Here is a 17,891-nt window from a genome sequence, read left to right as displayed (position 1 = left end):
GTTATTCGAAAAAAATTATTCGTATTTTCGTAGCATGATTTTAGTCACAGGAGGAACCGGTTTAGTAGGCGCACATTTATTGCTTCATTTAATTGAATCCCGAAGTATCGGGACAGAAAAAGTTCGTGCTATTTATCGAAGTGTCGCTTCGATGGAGAAAACTAAATCGCTGTTTTCCATTTATAAAAAAGAATCGTTGTTCGATCAAATCGAATGGATTCAAGCAGACATTACTGAAGTTCCTTCATTAGAAATCGCCTTTCAAAATATTGATACCGTGTATCATTGCGCCGCATTAATTTCTTTTGATCCAAAGGATGAAGATATATTGCGAAAAACAAATATTGAAGGCACAGCGAATATTGTGAATTTTTGCATTGCTTATGGTATAAAAAAAATGTGTTTTGTAAGTTCCATTGCCACTTTGGGCGATTTACTGCCACATGAAAAATTCATTACCGAAGAGACCGAATGGAATCCGGAAAAGTACCATAATGATTATGCCATTTCTAAATATGGTGCCGAAATGGAAATCTGGCGCGGACAACAAGAAGGATTAGAGGTAATAATTGTAAATCCGGGCGTTATTCTTGGGCCAGGTTTTAGAGAACAAGGAAGTGGACAACTTTTTATGAAAGTAAAAAACGGGTTGAAATTTTACACGCTGGGTTCAACAGGATTTGTTGCCGTTACTGATGTTACTAGAATCGCACATCAATTAATGAAAAGCGAAATTAAGAATGAACGTTTCACCTTGATTGCAGAAAATAGTGTTTTTCGTGACATTCTGAATACTATGGCCTATTCATTAGGTGTGCAACGACCTGAAATTCATGCAAAACCCTTTTTTATAGAAATACTTTGGAGATTGGATTGGTTTGTTTCGAATATTTTTCAGCAAAAAAGAAAATTATCCCAAGCCACTGCAAGAGCTTCCTATTCAAAAAATATCTACTCCAATGAGAAGATTAAAGACCGATTGAAAACTGATTTTATTGATGTCCACCAATACATAAAAGACATTTCAAAACTTTAAATTGCAATTTTCTATTTCAATTTTGTGGTATCATTCACAATTGCAGTTGTTTTTTCTATTTTTTGAAGAGCTGGTTTCTTTTTCTTTTTTTCCAAATTGATTAAAGAATCTACACTCTTTTTATTGGTATCCAATCGTTTTGTAATTTGCTCAAACATCAATTTGTAGTCCTCATAATCCGATGCATAATACACATTGCTTTTAGCAAACTGAATACTGTCAATCTTATATTTTTTAAAAATATATTCTCTTGGATTTATTTTAAAGGTATCCAAGGAAGTTGGATTTTGATATTTAATCGCTTCCAAAATAGACAAATCATACATAATATCAACCATAACATCCTTCTCTATAAGTCGTTCCGGCTTATTCACTACTTCTTCTTTACAGCTTACAAACAGTGTTATGATCGTTAAAAGTGTTATGATTTTTCTCATTTATAAAATTTTATCTTTCGAATAATAAACGTTTTCCTGCACGAATATCTTTTACTTTAAAAGCGGTATAGACTAATTGTCCGTTGACAAAAGTATGGGTAATTCTGGATTTAAAAGTAAAACCTTCAAACGGAGACCAACCACATTTTGCCAAAATATTTTCTTTTTTTACACTCCAAGGCAAACCTGAATTCACGATAACCAAATCCGCATAATAGCCTTCTTTGATAAAACCACGTTTCTCTATTTTGAAAATTTTAGCCGGATTGTGGCACATCTTTTCTACAATTTTTTCAATGCTTATTTTTCCTTGATGGTGCGCTTCAAACATTGCTACAACAGCATGTTGAACCAGTGGCCCACCGGAAGGCGCATTCAAATAAGATTGTTTTTTTTCTTCTAATGTATGAGGCGCATGATCTGTAGCAATGACATCAATACGGTCATCTAATAATGCTTCCCAAAGTACTTTTCGGTCATTAGCGGTTTTTACAGCAGGATTCCATTTGATTAGATTGCCTTTCGTCGCATAATCATCATTGGTAAACCATAAATGATGCACACAAACTTCGGCAGTGATTTTCTTTTCTTCCAAAGGAATTTTGTTTGTAAACAAATCCATTTCTTTAGCAGTCGAAAGATGAAAAATATGCAAGCGAGCACCTGTTTTCTTAGCCAGAGCAACCGCCTTAGAAGACGAAATATAACACGCTTCCTCGCTTCGGATCAGGTGATGCACCGTAACGGGAACATCCTCTCCAAACTCTGCTTTGTATTTCTCTAAATTATTTTTGATAGTCGCTTCATCTTCACAATGCACCGCAATAAGCATGGGCGTACTGGAAAAAATTTTCTCTAAAGTGGCTTCATTATCCACCAACATATTTCCGGTTGAGGAACCTAAGAATATTTTTATTCCGGCAACATTCTTTGGATTTGTTTTTAAAACTTCTTCCAAATTATCATTGGTTGCACCCATCATAAACGAATAATTCGCATACGATTTTTGGGCAGCCAATTCGTATTTTTGCTCTAATATTTCTTGGGTAACCGCATTCGGAATCGTGTTAGGCTGTTCGATATAGGAAGTAATTCCACCTGCAACCGCCGCTTTAGATTCGGATTCAATATCGCCTTTATGCGTCAATCCCGGCTCTCTAAAATGCACTTGATCATCAATTGCACCCGGAATCAAATAATTTCCTTCGGCATCAATAATTTTACATTCCGAGGATTTGGCACTGATACTTTCTGAAATTTCAACAATTAAGTCATTCTCAATTAATACATCGCCCTCAAAAATTACCCCTTCATTTACTATTTTGGCATTCTTAATTAAAACCCTGTTCATCGTATCTTTTTCTTATAATGTGTTGACTAATCTTTTTAATCTAAGTGCAATAACTCCAAAAACGGCTTCAATAATGATTGAATTACTCATCTTGGATTGCCCTTTTGTTCGGTCAGTAAAAATAATTGGCACCTCCGTAATTTGAAATTTTTTACAGTACGTTCTATATTTCATCTCAATTTGAAAGGCGTAACCAACAAATTTTATCTTATCTAAATTTATCTCTTCTAAAACTTTTCTTTTGTAACAAACAAAACCGGCTGTGGCATCATGAATTTTCATTCCGGTAATCATTCGGACATAAACGGATGCAAAATACGACATCAATACGCGGCTCAATGGCCAGTTTACCACATTTACACCAGTGACATAACGGGATCCAATCGCTAAATCAGCATCACCAAAATGACAGGCGCTGTATAATTTTTCTAAATCATTGGGGTTATGGGAAAAATCAGCATCCATTTCAAAAATAAAATCATATTTATGTCGCAATGCCCATCTGAATCCATGAACATAAGCCGTTCCTAAACCTGATTTTTTATCCCTTTTTTCCAAAAACAATCGACCCTCAAATTCAGACTGAAGTAAAACGACCTTATCAGCAGTGTGATCGGGTGAATTATCATCAATAATAAGAACATGAAAAGGTTTATGTTGCGAAAGCACCGATCGAATAATGCTTTCTATATTTTCAATTTCGTTATAGGTAGGAATTATAACAATACAATCATTCATATTTTCGACTAATTTCACCGCAAAAGTAAACTTTTTATGCCATTTCATCCTTAATAAAATTATAATAAAAAGAATCATGGAAAAATTAGTAATTTTGCAGCGTTATGATCGAAACTATACTTCATCCCCGAATAACTGAGAACAAAGACTGGGCGACCGCTCTTTTTGTTCTGTCGTTTGCTATTATTGCCATTACTAAATCGATTTTCGAAAACCGATTTGGTGATTTTGCTAATCTAATTTTTTCAAACAAATACACTAAAGTTTATAGAGATAACAGCCACTTAAAAAGCGGTTTCACCGTCTCTTTATTTTTTGTACAGATTATTTCCCTTGCCTTTTTCATTCAGATTTCGCTGAGTTATTTTGGTCATGCCTCAAAAACAGATTGGGTGCTGTACATCCAAATATTTACGTTCCTTATTTTCTTTATTTTATCTAAATATCTAATAGAAAAGATAATTGCCACATCCTTCAATATTGAAGAATTCATGGATCAGTTTAACCTTCAAAAAGTCACTTACAGAACCTATATTGGATTATTGATACTGCCAATCAATATTATTTTGTTCTATTACGACTCCATTTCAAGAAATATACCAGCATTAATTATAGCTATAATTTTAGCAATCAATGTATTAACTTATTCTATTTCAATAAAAAATTATCAAAATTTAATATTCGGTAAGTTGTTTTATTTTATTTTATATCTTTGCACTCTTGAAATAGCACCCTATTATTTTATGTATTATTGGTTTACAAAAGGGAGTGCTTAGAAAACGTTTAGATATGAAAGTGAAAACAATTTTGGTGTCACAACCCGAGCCTAAGGTGGAAAATTCCCCTTACTTTGAACTTCAACAAAAGCATAAAGTAAAAATTGATTTCAGACCTTTTATTCACGTAGAAGGAGTTAATGCAAAAGAGATTAGACTTCAAAAAATCGATCTTAATCATTACACCGCGATTATTTTAACGAGTAAAAATGCCGTAGATCATTTTTTTAGAGTGGCTGATGAAATGCGTTATAAAGTTCCGGAAGGATTAAAATACTTCTGCCAATCAGAGGCCATTGCTTTTTACTTGCAAAAATACGTTGTGTATAGAAAACGTAAAATCTATGTTGGACCGAAAGATTTTGCTGATTTATCTCCACTGATAAAAAAATACAAAGACGAAAAATTCTTATTACCTGCTTCAGACCAATTGAATGCCGATGCGCCAATAACGCTAAACGCACTAAAAGTAGATTGGACACCAGCTGTTTTTTACAGAACTGTAATGAGTGATTTATCCGATTTAGCCGATGTATATTATGATGTTTTGGCTTTCTTTAGCCCAACCGGAATAAAATCATTGTTTATGAATTTCCCGGATTTCGAACAAAACGACACTCGAATTGCAGTTTTTGGGAGCACTACTCAAAAAGAAGCGTTGGACCACGGTTTAAGAGTGGATATTCTTGCACCAACCCCAGCAACGCCTTCTATGACAATGGCTTTGGAAAAATACATTATTGAAGCCAATAAAGGAAAATAAAAGATTACTTTTCAGATACAATTACAAAAGCCATTCGCAATCCGAATGGCTTTTTTTATGTGACAAATCATAAAAACAACACTATACCCTTTTTACTAATCGTTTTTTACTTAAATTTGATTTCCAATCCAAACTAAATTCCATATTTTAGTTTAAAATAACAACTCATGAAAATCAATTCCCTAGTAGTAGAAATTGACGGCATCGATAAAGAAATTTTACGCGACCTGATGGAAGATGCCCGAAAACCAATTCTTCAAATCGCCAATAAAATAGGAATTTCAGGAGCGGCAATTCATCAACGGTTGCGAAAACTGGAGCAGTCCGGCGTTATTTCGGGATCAAAATTCACCGTAAACAATAAAATTCTAGGTTACAATACGATGGCTTTTGTTGGGATTTATCTGGACAAAGCCGCCCGAAACCCAGAAGCCGTAAGGGATTTAAAGAAAATTCCTGAAGTATTGGAATGCCATTACACCACAGGAAACTGGTCGATTTTGATAAAAATTATTTGTCGGGATAATGAACATTTGATGCAATTACTCAACACCAAAATCCAAGCGATAGAAGGCGTTTCCAGAACAGAAACCTTCATTTCCTTAGACCAGCAAATCGACAGACAGATTCAACTATAGTCTTTTGGTTAATCATTGATTTGGTTATTTGATAAAAAAAATCCGCCTTGTTTTCACAAGACGGATTTTATATTTCCTTCAAAAAATGTTAATCTCTTCTACTTCCTCCCATATAAATCGAAACGTAATACAATAACGTTGCGATTGATCCCAAAGCAGCTACTACATACGTTCTGGCAGCCCATTTCAGTGAATCTTTGGCTCCTGCTTGTTCTTGTTGCGTCAGCATTCTTTTATTCTCTAACCAAGCCAAGGCACGATTACTCGCGTCATATTCGACTGGCAAAGTAACAATCGAAAATAAAGTGGTTGCGGCAAAAATGATAATTCCTACCAATAATAATTGTGGAAAAGTTTTCATCATTAAGATTCCAGCAAGCAAAATCCATTGCATATACGTTGATGCCACATTCACCACAGGAACTAATTTAGAACGCATCGTAAGCCATTGATATCCCACAGCGTGTTGCACGGCATGACCACATTCGTGCGCCGCAACAGCAGCCGCAGCCGCATTGCGTTGGTTGTAAACCGCCTCACTTAGATTCACGGTTTTATCTGCTGGATTGTAATGATCTGTCAAACGTCCTGGTGTCGAGATTACTCGAACATCGCGAATTCCGTTATCGGCAAGCATTTTTTCGGCAATTTCTGCGCCGGACATTCCGTTTTGTAATTGTAATTTAGAATAATGTTCAAATTTGCTTTTTAGTCTTGAACTAACTAACCAGCTAAAAAGCATAATTGCTCCGGCAAGAATCAAATAACCCATTCCCATATTTTTGTTTTTTAATTGTATTGTTAAAGTTAATAAAGAGTCATCAAAATCTGAACCAAATTTTCACAATGTCAATTTGGCATTTGTTAAATAAAAAACCTAGCAGCAAATGCCAACAAATTAATTTTCGGCAGTGGAGCTATACATCTGCTTCTAATTGATTATTAATTCTTTGAAAGGTATCAATTAGCGTATCGATTTTCGAATTCTCCTTAACTATTTGTCTTGGACGCAAGTAAAACCAAACAAATCCCATCCAAAATAATAAAACAGCGTACACAAAAAATCCCCACAAAAAAGACATCATTGATGCGTATTCATACATGTACAAGCATGTTCCCAGCCCGAGAACTACAAAGTAAATACTTAACATTTTGGACTGCAAGAACTTTTGTTTTGTTTTAATTGCTATTAATTTTTGTAAATATTCCGCATTACTATCGGTGTTGTCCAGTTCTTTATACGCATCAAATAATCTATTATAAACCAATAGATAGATAGCCATTATGGCAACGTTCAAAACAATTCCTATTTTGGTTGAAAGAAATTGCGGTTGGTAGTAATACCAAATTAAAAGTATTAAAACGCAAGTTGCAATCAGCATAGCATTTGTAAGTATTAATCTTCGCAAACTTGTTTTTTTAAAATGTTTTAGCTTAGCAAGTAACTCATTAATACTGGGTTGACTTATCGACTGTTTTTTCCATAAATCTTTAAAATCTATATTATTTTCCATGATCTTGAAATTTTTGAGTCAGTTTATCTTTTATTCTATGAATTTTTACTCTAACATTAGCTTCAGAAAGCCCGACGATTTTAGCTATTTCTGCTTGTTTAACATCTTCCAGCTCCAGTGAAATGATGATACGTTCCGTTTCTGGTAATTCTGCAATGCATTTATACAAAAACTGAATCTGAGGTTCTATAGAATACTGTTTTTCTTCGGTGATATGAAGAGGCAATTCTGATTTAAGGAATCGTTTCTCTTTCTCAATCTGCCGCAAACAATTATTAGAAGCAATTCTAAAAATCCAGGTACCAATGCCTGATTCGTTTCTAAAGGTATTTAGCTTTTGCCAGACAATAATGAACGTTTCCTGAGCCAAGTCCTGCGCAATATCATAATCGTTGACAAAACCCATACAAAGCCTGAATATTCTGTTCCAATAGGTTTTATAGATGTTTTCGAACTCCATCATTACGATTTTATAAAATTGGTAAGCTGTGCCAGATACCATTCTTTGTCATCATACATTATAAAATGTAAACCTTTAGTAGCATACTGAAAACTGGCCGTTTTTAAATTTACAAACTGTGCTTCGATAGGCGTTTTATAATTAGCAAAACCATATTCTAATAATATTAACGAAGGACATTTTATTGCCACTATTTTATCTCTCAAATCAGTATTGGAAAAATCACAATACATTTCGCTAAACGTTTTTCTGTCTGATTTCATGCTCCAGCTAATTGCTTTGTCTTGCTTTGAGGCATCAGCCACAAGCATCGCCATATTTCTTTTTTGCATTTGATAAAATTCGTCTTCTGACATAGCCGATATTTGATTATTCATTGAAGTACAATCATTGTTTTCCTGTGACTTAAAAGAAGGGTCTCTTAAAGCCGACAAACAAGGAAGCGCATCAACAACTACAATTTTAGCAATTAAGTCTGGATAATCAGAAGCGATAGCTAATGCAAGTCCTCCGCCCATACTATGACCAACGATAATTGATTTTTCGATTTTATTCTCTTGAATATAGTTCACAATTTCTTTTTCCCAATTTATAAATGAAGGATTTGGTTGTGGTTGAACTCCGGCAAAACCAGCCATCGTAAAAGTATAACAGGTAAACTCTTTTTCAAAATTCGCTTTTGTTTCATTCCAAACATCACCTGAGCTTGCAAATCCAGGAATAAATACAATGGATCGTTCTCCTTTTCCTGATTTTACGACTTCAAACGGATATGATTTTTTTTGTCCAAATGCATTAGAACACATAACAGAAAACACAATTGCAACAATAATTAGAATATACTTTTTCATTTTTAATAGTTTTAAATTGTTAATTAATCGGATCCGTCCTTTGGATACGGCAACTATTAAAATGTTACAAAAGTTTTCAAAAAAAAATAAATTTAAACTCCTTAATGCTTATAAAATAGGGCAAAAAAAATTCCAAATCCCAATAGTAAAATTGGAATTTGGAATTTAAAAATAATAAAATCCTAGAAATTACCCCACCAAATTGATGATTTTCCCCGGAACAATAATCACCTTATTTGGCGTTCTGCCTTCTAATTGTTTTATGGTTCTTTCGTCTTTCATAACAATTTCTTCGATTTGTTCCTTGGTTAAATCCAAAGGTAAAACCATCGTGAAACGCATTTTTCCGTTGAAAGAAACTGGATATTCCTTTTCGCTCTCTACTAAATATTTAGCTTCAAAAACAGGGAAATCAACGGTTGCAATCGAACCCGTATTTCCTAATAACGACCATAATTCTTCCGCGATGTGAGGTGCATAAGGCGAAATCACAATTGCTAATGGTTCCAAAATTGCGCGAGAATGACAGTTTTGAGCGGACAATTCATTCACACAAATCATAAACTGAGAAACTGACGTATTGAAAGAGAAGCCTTCAATATCTTCCGCCACTTTCTTGATGGTTTTGTGCAATGATTTTAAGTTGTCTTTTGTTGGTTCGTCGTTGGTCACAATCAAACCATTATCATCAAAATACAAACGACACAGTTTTTTCAAGAATCCAAAAACTCCAGAAATTCCAGCTGTATTCCAAGGTTTCGCTTGTTCCAATGGTCCTAAAAACATTTCATATAAACGCAACGTATCAGCACCGTATTCATTACAAATATCATCAGGAGTAACTACATTGTATTTGGATTTCGACATTTTTTCGATTTCGCGACCTACTATGTATTTTCCGTTTTCTTCGTAAATAAATTCAGCATCTGCATAATCTTCTCTCCAAACTTTAAACTTTTCGACATCTAATTCATCAGAAGAATTTATTAAATTAACATCTGTGTGTAGTTTTACTAAAGAACATCTATAGTCGTAGAATTCCTCATCTGCATTTACCTCCAAATCTCTAAACTTCAGTTCAGAAAACTTATTCCTAATTAAATCACTTAAAACAGCGTTATCTATAATACCATATTCATCAGCTTTAAACTGACTTGATTCGAAAATATTTTTCGAAATACCTACAAAGAAAGGACGTGGGCATTCAACATCAATAAGATCAATCTCATCATTAAAAGTATCTTTTGCAGAATAAGAATGGATAATTTCCACCCAAACACCATAAACAAACGCACTCATTCCCAAAATCATTCCCTGATTGATCAGTTTTTTGAATGGTTCTTCCGTTGGCGCAAAACCTTTGTCTTTTAAGAATTTGTTCCAAAAACGGGAATACAATAAATGTCCGGTTGCGTGTTCGCTTCCGCCAATGTATAAATCCACACTTTCCCAATATGCCAAAGCATCTTTGCTTGCAAATTCATTCTCATTGTGCGCATCCATATAACGCATCCAATACCAAGAACTTCCCGCCCAACCTGGCATCGTGTTCAATTCTAAAGGAAATATCGTTTTATTGTCGACTAAATCAGTATTAACTACTTCATTCGTTTCGGTATTCCAAGCCCAAACCGTAGCATTTCCTAAAGGTGGTAAACCTTCTTCGGTTGGCAAATATTTCTCAACTTCCGGCAAGATAATTGGCAAATGTTGCGCATCAATCATTTGCGGCAAGCCATTTACATAATATACGGGAAACGGTTCTCCCCAATAACGCTGGCGAGAGAAAACAGCATCACGCAAACGGTAATTCGTTTTTCCTTTTCCTTGGTTTAATTTTTCTAATTCTTCAATTACTTTTTGAGTTCCTTTCTTATAATCTAATCCATTTAGAAAATCAGAATCTACTAATTGAAAACCTTCTTTGGCTCCAAAAGCAGCTTCCGATATGTCTTTATCAAAAATATTCTTGATTTCCTGCATTCCGTTTTGACCTTTGAAGAAATTCGCAAAAGCATAATCTCTTTCGTCACCACAAGGAACCGCCATAACCGCGCCTGTTCCGTAACCAGCCAAAACATAATCGCCTATCCAAACCGGAATAGGCTCTTTCGTAAACGGATGTTCCGCATACGCTCCTGTAAATACTCCAGAAATAGTTTTCACATCAGCCATACGTTCTCTTTCGGAACGTTTTGAGGTTTTTTCTATATAGGCATCCACTTCCGCTTTTTGTTCTGCAGTTGTAATTTGAGAAACTAATTCGTGTTCCGGAGCCAATGTCATGAACGTAACTCCAAAAATAGTATCAGGTCTTGTCGTGAAAACCGCAATTTTAGCTTCTGAATTCTGAACATTGAATTCTACAGTTGCTCCAACGGATTTTCCAATCCAGTTTCTTTGACTTTCTTTGATGCTTTCACTCCAATCGATATCATTTAAACCTTGTAACAAACGTTCTGCATAAGCCGAAATTCGCATGCTCCATTGTGTCATTTTCTTTCGAACAACGGTAAAACCGCCACGTTCTGAAACGCCATTAACAATTTCGTCATTCGCCAAAACCGTTCCTAATCCCGGACACCAGTTCACCTCAGTCTCGGCTAAATAAGTCAATCTGTATTGCAACAAAATTCTCTCCTGCTGTTCTTTTGCAAAAGCGTTCCATTCATTTGCTAAAAATACCTCAATATTTTCATCGCAAACCGCATTGACATTCGCATTTCCTTCTGTTGAAAAAATGGAAACTAAAGTCGAAATATCTTCGGCTTTATCACTGTTTTTATTGTACCAAGAATTGAATAATTGGATAAAAATCCATTGTGTATGCTTGTAATAATCTGGATTTGAAGTACGTACTTCTCTGCTCCAATCGAACGAAAATCCAATTTTGTCCAATTGCTTTCTGTATCCCGCAATTTTATTTCCTTCTTTATCCGTTCCACCGTCAATATTTACTGAAGTCGTATCTTCCGGACGTTGTCCCGTTTGTATCGCATATTGTTCCGCAGGCAACCCAAAACTGTCGTAGCCCATGGGGTGCAAAACATTAAAACCTTGGTGTCTTTTGTATCTGGAATACACATCAGAGGCGATATATCCCAGTGGATGCCCTACGTGTAATCCCGCTCCAGATGGATAAGGAAACATGTCAAGCACGTAATATTTAGGTTTTTCTGAATTGTTTTCGGCTTTAAACGTTTGGTTTTCTAACCAATATTTCTGCCATTTGGCCTCTATTTCGTTCGGATTGTATTTCATTTCTATAAAAGTTGCAAAGTTGCAAAGGGACAAAGCTGCGAAAGCTTTCTCACGATGACTATTTTTAGGTGCCAAATTTACGTTTATTGTACGAAAGTTGAAACTTTGAACGTTATTAACTTTAAATAAAGAAATTCTTTATTATTTTTACCCAATAATTTCAATAAACTATGAGTTCTTCCTTTGATAATTTTCAAAAACGCCGGTTAATTTCCTCTTATTTTTCAGTAGTGCTAAGTGTATTCTTAGTTTTGTTTCTATTGGGAATATTGGGACTTTTTATTATAAATTCTAAAAAATTAGCCAACGATTTCAAAGAAAATATTGCCATGACGGTTTTTTTCAAGAATGAAGCCAATGACAGCATTGTGAAAGCTTTTGGAACCCAAATAAAAACTAGTCCATTCGTAAAATCATATACTTACGTCACCAAAGAAGCTGCTGCTAAAGAACATACCGATATTATTGGCGAGGATTTTATGGAATTTCTTGGTGAAAACCCTTTGCAAAACTCCTACGACATTCACTTAAAAGGAGATTACGTTGTTAAGGACAGTATTGCAAAAATTGAAAGTGGCTTGCGCAAAAACACAATGATTTCAGACATTGTTTATGACAAACAATTAGTGAATTTAGTAAACGACAACATCAAAAAAGTAAGTATGTGGATTTTAATAATCAGCGGATTCCTTGCTGTTATTGCCGTATTACTGATTAATAGCTCGTTGCGTTTATCGATACATTCGAACCGATTTATCATCAAAACCATGCAAATGGTAGGCGCTACAAAAGCCTTTATCAGAAAACCATTTGTGATGCGAAGCATAAAACTGGGAATGATTGGAGCAGTTTTGGCAGTTTTAGCATTAATTGGTGTTTTAATTTATGTTGAAACCAGTTTTCCAAATCTTGGTATTTTAGAAGATAAAGCTATGATTGGCTTGGTATTATTGGCCGTTTTAGGAATTGGCGTTTTAATTACTTGGTTAAGCACGTACTTTGCTACACAACGTTTCTTGAACTTGAGAACAGACGATTTATACTAATATTTATTAGTTGATTAATATAAACTCATTATCATTCGGCATTTTTAGATGCTGAACTAAATTCAGCATAAATGAAAAACAACGAACAGAAACCAGAATTTCTTTTTGATAAAATAAATTACAAAATCTTATTAATTGGGATTGGAGTTATTGCCTTGGGATTTATTCTAATGTCAGGCGGCGGAAGTGACGATCCAAATGTATTTAGCGAAGACATTTTCAATTTCAGAAGAATTAGATTGGCGCCAACAACTGTTTTAATCGGTTTTGGAATTACCATTTATGCCATTCTTAAGAATCCCAAAAACGCATAAATGAATACATTACAAGCATTTTTGATTGCTGTTATAGAAGGATTAACAGAATATCTTCCTGTTTCCTCGACTGCTCACATGGTTTTTCTAAGTTCTTATTTCGGAATTCAAGAGGATGATTTCGTGAAACTTTTTCAGGTTTCCATCCAATTTGGAGCCATTTTGGCGGTTGTCGCTTTATATTGGAAGAAATTTTTCGATTTCTCCAAATTCAACTTTTACATTAAACTGATTTGTGCCGTAATTCCAGCATTGGTTTTAGGAAAATTATTCGATGATAAAATTGAAGCAGTTCTTGGGGATCCAATTCCCATTGCGATTGTATTAATTTTAGGTGGCGTAATTTTGCTTTTTATCGACAGTCGTTTTCAAAGTCCAACTGTTATCAAAGAAGAAGATATTACGGTAAAGAAAGCCGTGATTATTGGTTTTTGGCAATGTTTAGCGATGATGCCGGGAACAAGTCGTTCTGCTGCCTCAATCATTGGAGGAATGCAACAAGGATTAACGCGTCATGCCGCAGCGGAATTCTCTTTCTTCTTGGCAGTCCCCACCATGATGGCCGTTACCTGTTATTCTGTATTCTTGAAAACCTATGAGTCTTCACAAATGAAGGGTTACGAATTGATTTTAAAGTCAAACGAAAACATACAATTATTCTTGATAGGAAATGTTGTTGCTTTCATCGTTGCCATTATAGCAATTAAATTCTTCATTGAAATCATCAAAAAATACGGTTTTAAACCTTGGGGTTGGTACCGAATAATCGTAGGAATTTTTTTATTGATTTACTTTTCATACTTTAAATAAATTTCTTTGAAGACAGCCGAAGATTACTTAAATGGACAAATTTTACTCATTGACAAACCCTTGAATTGGACTTCATTTCAGGCGGTGAATAAATTGAAATGGGCATTAATCACCAAACTCAATCTGCCAAAAAAATTCAAGATTGGTCACGCCGGAACTTTGGACCCTTTGGCAACTGGATTGTTATTAGTTTGTACTGGAAAATTCACCAAAAGAATCACTGAACTTCAGGGTCAAGCCAAAGAATACACCGGAACTTTTCACATTGGAGCCACAACGCCTTCGTATGATTTAGAAACGGAAATTGACCAAAATTTCCCAACGGAACATATTGACGAAGCTTTAATCCATGAAACTGTCAAACAATTTCTAGGCGAAATAGACCAAAAACCACCTATTTATTCGGCTATAAAAAAAGATGGTGTTCGCTTATACGAACATGCCAGAGCAGGAGAAATCATTGAAATTGCCACTAGAAAAACAACCATTCACGAATTTGAAATTACCAGAATAGCACTTCCTGAAGTTGATTTCAGAGTCGTTTGCAGCAAAGGAACTTACATTCGTTCACTGGCTTTTGATTTTGGAAAAGCAATGAATTCCGGTTCGCATTTAACGGCTTTGCGCCGAACAAAAATTGGAGATTACGATGTAAAAGACGGTATAGATGTTATCGCTTTCGAAGATAGTTTAGCATCAAATGATTAGTGTTTTTAGACTTTTTCGAACTTTAGTCATTTTCTTGTTTTTTACTTTTTCTGCTTTTTCCCAAAATAAAAAATTTACCTACATTCAATTTGATGTAGCCATTCCTATTAAAGGAAATCCGGATCGAGGCGAAACTGATCTAAATGGGAACACTAACAATTTATGGTTTTTACCCGATGGATTGAGCAGCAAAATAGGATATGGAATTCATCATAACAAATGGATTAGTTTAGGAATTCATTCCGGTGTAGACTGGAGATGGACAGACAAACTAGTTGTCGTTCCTATATTTGGAAATTTAAAATTAAGTCCAAAAATTAGTGAGGATACTCGAATTGCATTACAACTAGGTTTAGGAAAAGCAATGGCGCTAGGTCGCGGGGATTTAATGGGAGATTATAAAAAAATAAGTTTGGGTATTCAAACACCTAACGATCTGATTATATTTATTGAACTAAGCCATTACGCGATTCCTATTAATAATCAAAAAGATACTGGAAGCATCAGTTTAGGACTTTGTTTAATCACTTTTTAAAGAATACTTCCTAAATCCTCCATTCGAATAAAAAGCAAAAACACATGATAAATACAAAATTGGATTTATTATGTGTTTTTTCTAAAATTAAAGTACTGTTAATCCATACTCTTTTTTCTACTTGGCTACGCCAAATTAATTTAATAATGAGGTATGTTCTTACCTCCAAAAAGTAAATTAGACAAATAATCATAAACCTTTTCAAATAGCTTTTTCATAGCGATGTTATTTAAATTGTGAAACAATATATTTAAACACCAATAAAAAAAGTAAATCAAATAGCAGACTTGGTTGTAGGTCACTAATTTACAATTTTTTTTAATACAAAAAAAATTAATTATTTGATATAGAGAAACTTATAGCTAAATATACTTAATCTATTAAAGATTTTGCATCAAATTAATTATTTCTTCTTGAGTACTTAATCCTTTGTCATGCAAATACCACAGTTGTAAGTTGGTTTTTGCTGTCTCATCAATAACTCCAAATTCTTTCTTATAATCAATGATCAAATCGGCCGCTCCTTTAGGCCTTGGACCCCATTTTCCGAGGACACTTCCCGTTTCTTTATCTACTATTATCAATATTGGAATTGCTTTATTTTTATTGGTCAAAAACAACTTCATCAACTCTTCGTTTTCATCGCGCAACACAATCCTCAAATCAATTTTACCTGATTCTAGTGCCATCTTATTGATAATTGGCAATAGTTGTGCGGCATCCCCACACCAACCTTCAGAAATCACTAACCAAATATATTCACTTTTCAAGGATTTTAATTTCTGAATAATGTCTTCCGATATTTGAATCGTTTTATCAAGACGGTGCATTCTGGTTTCGTTTAGTTCACTATAATGTGTTAAATCTTCTGATTGTTCTTCACCGGTTGATTTTTTTTCAAGTAATAAATCTGTAATAAGTTTTCTGTATTCAGAATACGAATGGCTATTAAACAATGCTTTGGCTACTGGAATTTTCATAATGAATAATTTGTTTTCACAAAGTTACCATAAAAAAGAAGCATTAATATGATATCTATCACTTTCAATTCCGCAAAAAGAGTAATTTTATAACAAATAGTTAAGATGGATTTAAAAACAAAATCAATAGGATTAGTGCTATCTGGAGGAGGCTCTAAGGGTTTAGCACATGCTGGCGTCATCAAATTTCTGGAAGAACTAGATATCAAACCGTGTCAAATTGCGGGAACAAGCGCCGGTTCAATTGTTGGCGCATTGTATGCTTGGGGAAAAACACCCGAAGAGATTTTAGAATTTTTCAAATCCATATATCTTTTTCATTGGAAACACCTCACTTTTAAAAAAGCAGGACTAATTGATTCCGAATCTTTCCGCATTTATTTTCATAGTATTTTTGGCGATGCTGTTTTAAGCGATTTAAAAATTCCGATTCAAATTACAGCAACTGATATGGTTCGGGGCAAATTAAAAGTATTTGGTCCCAAAATAAAAATCGTTGATGCTATTTTAGCCTCTTCTGCCTTCCCAGGAATTTTGTCGCCGTATGAAATAGATGGAAGTATATACAGTGATGGCGGGATTTTAAACCATTTTCCTACCGATATTTTACAAGGACAATGTGATACCGTAATAGGAGTTTATGTGAGTCCGATTCAGAAAATAGAAGCTAAAGATTTACGTTCTATCAAAGCGGTGACCACGAGAGCTTTTGATATACTTTCGGCAAATTCAAATATGCATAAATTTAATATTTGCGACTGGGTGATAGAACCAAAGGATTTGTGTCTTTATAGCACCTTTGAAACTAGCAAAGTAAAGATGAATGCGGTTTTTAACATTGGCTATGAAGCCGCAAAAAAATCGTACGAAAAACTTAGTTTATAAAATTTAAGCAACATTATATTAAAAAAAAAAGAATATTCTATATTTGCACCAATCAACTCAACACACACATGAAATACAAAAGAATTCTTCTAAAACTAAGTGGCGAAGCTTTAATGGGCGACTTGCAATACGGAATTGACCCAAAAAGACTTGCTGAATATGCTGACGAAATCAAGCAAATTCATGATAAAGGAGTAGAAATCGCTATTGTAATAGGTGGTGGGAATATTTTTAGAGGAGTTGCTGGCGCAAGTGCAGGAATGGACAGAGTGCAAGGAGATTATATGGGAATGTTAGCCACGGTGATCAACGGAATGGCTTTGCAAGGCGCACTGGAAGAAAAAGGTATGAAAACCCGCTTGCAAACGGCATTAAAAATGGAATCCATAGCAGAACCTTATATCAAAAGAAGAGCGGATCGTCACCTTGAAAAAGGAAGAATTGTAATTTTTGGAGCCGGAACCGGAAATCCATATTTCACAACTGACACTGCAGCAGTTTTACGTGGTATTGAAATAAATGCCAATGTTATCCTGAAAGGAACTCGTGTAGATGGTGTGTATGATTGTGATCCTGAAAAAAATGCATCGGCGGTGAAATTCGATTTCATTTCCTTTGACGATGTTCTTAAAAAAGGATTGAATGTAATGGATACCACCGCATTTACATTAAGTCAGGAAAACAAATTACCAATTGTAGTTTTTGACATGAATAAAGTAGGGAATCTACTGAAAATATGTGAAGGAGAAAATATAGGAACCGTAGTAAATATATAGTTAATGGTTCTT

Annotated in this window: 20 protein-coding genes; 11 read left to right on the top strand and 9 right to left on the bottom strand. The window is 34.5% G+C overall.

What is annotated here, in order from left to right; translation table 11 throughout:
* Positions 1-34: 34 nt before the first annotated feature.
* On the top strand, positions 35-1,036 hold the full coding sequence (locus BC952_RS03530; protein ID WP_121364269.1) for an NAD-dependent epimerase/dehydratase family protein: 1,002 nt from the start codon (positions 35-37) through the stop codon (positions 1,034-1,036).
* A gap of 11 nt (positions 1,037-1,047) precedes the next feature.
* Here the strand turns inward: BC952_RS03530 and BC952_RS03525 are convergent, their stop codons facing one another.
* From BC952_RS03525 to BC952_RS03515, 3 genes are read right to left on the bottom strand one after another with little or no spacing between them, the layout of a single operon-like run.
* Positions 1,048-1,473 (bottom strand): DUF4296 domain-containing protein, encoded by a 426-nt coding sequence (locus BC952_RS03525; protein WP_121364268.1) that lies wholly within the window; start codon positions 1,471-1,473, stop codon positions 1,048-1,050.
* Positions 1,474-1,483: 10 nt separating this feature from the next.
* Positions 1,484-2,824: a dihydroorotase gene (locus tag BC952_RS03520; RefSeq protein ID WP_121364267.1), complete on the bottom strand. Its 1,341-nt coding sequence runs from the start codon at positions 2,822-2,824 to the stop codon at positions 1,484-1,486.
* Between the two features lie 12 nt (positions 2,825-2,836).
* On the bottom strand, positions 2,837-3,562 hold the full coding sequence (locus tag BC952_RS03515; RefSeq protein WP_121364940.1) for a polyprenol monophosphomannose synthase: 726 nt from the start codon (positions 3,560-3,562) through the stop codon (positions 2,837-2,839).
* Between the two features lie 104 nt (positions 3,563-3,666).
* On the opposite strand from BC952_RS03515, the gene BC952_RS03510 reads away from it, so the two are divergent.
* The 3 genes from BC952_RS03510 (at position 3,667) to BC952_RS03500 (ending at position 5,739) form a co-directional block, all read left to right on the top strand.
* On the top strand, positions 3,667-4,338 hold the full coding sequence (locus tag BC952_RS03510) for a DUF4271 domain-containing protein (protein ID WP_121364266.1): 672 nt from the start codon (positions 3,667-3,669) through the stop codon (positions 4,336-4,338).
* A gap of 13 nt (positions 4,339-4,351) precedes the next feature.
* Positions 4,352-5,101, top strand: a complete 750-nt coding sequence (locus BC952_RS03505; protein ID WP_091166128.1) for a uroporphyrinogen-III synthase — start codon at positions 4,352-4,354, stop codon at positions 5,099-5,101.
* Positions 5,102-5,268: 167 nt separating this feature from the next.
* Positions 5,269-5,739 carry an Lrp/AsnC ligand binding domain-containing protein gene (locus tag BC952_RS03500; RefSeq protein WP_113634111.1) on the top strand — a complete coding sequence of 157 codons (471 nt, stop codon included), beginning with the start codon at positions 5,269-5,271 and terminating at the stop codon, positions 5,737-5,739.
* Between the two features lie 88 nt (positions 5,740-5,827).
* On the opposite strand, the gene BC952_RS03495 is transcribed toward BC952_RS03500, so the two are convergent.
* The 5 genes from BC952_RS03495 to BC952_RS03475 all read right to left on the bottom strand — a co-directional run bounded on the left by BC952_RS03495 (position 5,828) and on the right by BC952_RS03475 (position 11,825).
* Complete coding sequence (locus tag BC952_RS03495; RefSeq protein WP_206531540.1) at positions 5,828-6,517, bottom strand: zinc metallopeptidase; 690 nt, start codon at positions 6,515-6,517, stop codon at positions 5,828-5,830.
* A gap of 139 nt (positions 6,518-6,656) precedes the next feature.
* Positions 6,657-7,253 carry a DUF485 domain-containing protein gene (locus tag BC952_RS03490; protein WP_121364265.1) on the bottom strand — a complete coding sequence of 199 codons (597 nt, stop codon included), beginning with the start codon at positions 7,251-7,253 and terminating at the stop codon, positions 6,657-6,659.
* Positions 7,243-7,713, bottom strand: coding sequence for an RNA polymerase sigma factor (locus BC952_RS03485; RefSeq protein ID WP_121364939.1), 471 nt, complete (start codon positions 7,711-7,713; stop codon positions 7,243-7,245). The genes BC952_RS03490 and BC952_RS03485 overlap by 11 nt, the downstream gene beginning before the upstream one ends.
* 2 nt (positions 7,714-7,715) lie before the next feature.
* Positions 7,716-8,564: an alpha/beta fold hydrolase gene (locus tag BC952_RS03480; protein WP_121364264.1), complete on the bottom strand. Its 849-nt coding sequence runs from the start codon at positions 8,562-8,564 to the stop codon at positions 7,716-7,718.
* A 189-nt stretch (positions 8,565-8,753) separates the two neighbouring features.
* Positions 8,754-11,825, bottom strand: a complete 3,072-nt coding sequence (locus BC952_RS03475) for a leucine--tRNA ligase (RefSeq protein ID WP_121364263.1) — start codon at positions 11,823-11,825, stop codon at positions 8,754-8,756.
* Between the two features lie 170 nt (positions 11,826-11,995).
* Here BC952_RS03475 and BC952_RS03470 point away from each other — a divergent pair, with 170 nt between their 5' ends.
* From BC952_RS03470 to BC952_RS03450, 5 genes are all read left to right on the top strand, one after another.
* The gene (locus BC952_RS03470; protein WP_121364262.1) at positions 11,996-12,871 is read left to right on the top strand and encodes a cell division protein FtsX; all 876 of its coding nucleotides are present in this window, start codon (positions 11,996-11,998) and stop codon (positions 12,869-12,871) included.
* Positions 12,872-12,942: 71 nt separating this feature from the next.
* Positions 12,943-13,185: a DUF3098 domain-containing protein gene (locus BC952_RS03465; protein WP_091166136.1), complete on the top strand. Its 243-nt coding sequence runs from the start codon at positions 12,943-12,945 to the stop codon at positions 13,183-13,185.
* Complete coding sequence (locus BC952_RS03460) at positions 13,186-13,995, top strand: undecaprenyl-diphosphate phosphatase (protein WP_091166139.1); 810 nt, start codon at positions 13,186-13,188, stop codon at positions 13,993-13,995.
* 6 nt (positions 13,996-14,001) lie between these two features.
* Positions 14,002-14,703 (top strand): tRNA pseudouridine(55) synthase TruB, encoded by a 702-nt coding sequence (truB, locus tag BC952_RS03455; protein WP_121364261.1) that lies wholly within the window; start codon positions 14,002-14,004, stop codon positions 14,701-14,703.
* The gene (locus tag BC952_RS03450) at positions 14,696-15,238 is read left to right on the top strand and encodes a hypothetical protein (protein ID WP_121364260.1); all 543 of its coding nucleotides are present in this window, start codon (positions 14,696-14,698) and stop codon (positions 15,236-15,238) included. Before truB ends, BC952_RS03450 begins: the two co-directional genes overlap by 8 nt.
* Before the next feature lie 380 nt (positions 15,239-15,618).
* Here the strand turns inward: BC952_RS03450 and BC952_RS03445 are convergent, their stop codons facing one another.
* Positions 15,619-16,218: a thioredoxin family protein gene (locus tag BC952_RS03445; protein ID WP_121364259.1), complete on the bottom strand. Its 600-nt coding sequence runs from the start codon at positions 16,216-16,218 to the stop codon at positions 15,619-15,621.
* 105 nt (positions 16,219-16,323) lie between these two features.
* On the opposite strand from BC952_RS03445, the gene BC952_RS03440 reads away from it, so the two are divergent.
* Both BC952_RS03440 and pyrH read left to right on the top strand, forming a co-directional pair.
* A complete protein-coding gene (locus BC952_RS03440; protein WP_121364258.1) occupies positions 16,324-17,103 on the top strand; it encodes a patatin-like phospholipase family protein in 780 nt (259 codons plus the stop codon).
* A 68-nt stretch (positions 17,104-17,171) separates the two neighbouring features.
* Positions 17,172-17,879, top strand: a complete 708-nt coding sequence (gene pyrH / locus BC952_RS03435; RefSeq protein WP_091207021.1) for a UMP kinase — start codon at positions 17,172-17,174, stop codon at positions 17,877-17,879.
* Positions 17,880-17,891: the final 12 nt, after the last annotated feature.

The sequence above is a fragment of the Flavobacterium limicola genome, assembly GCF_003634755.1.
GTDB lineage: Bacteria > Bacteroidota > Bacteroidia > Flavobacteriales > Flavobacteriaceae > Flavobacterium > Flavobacterium limicola.
Note: the sequence above shows the minus strand (reverse complement) of the source record. Positions and strands in the feature narration are given on the sequence as shown.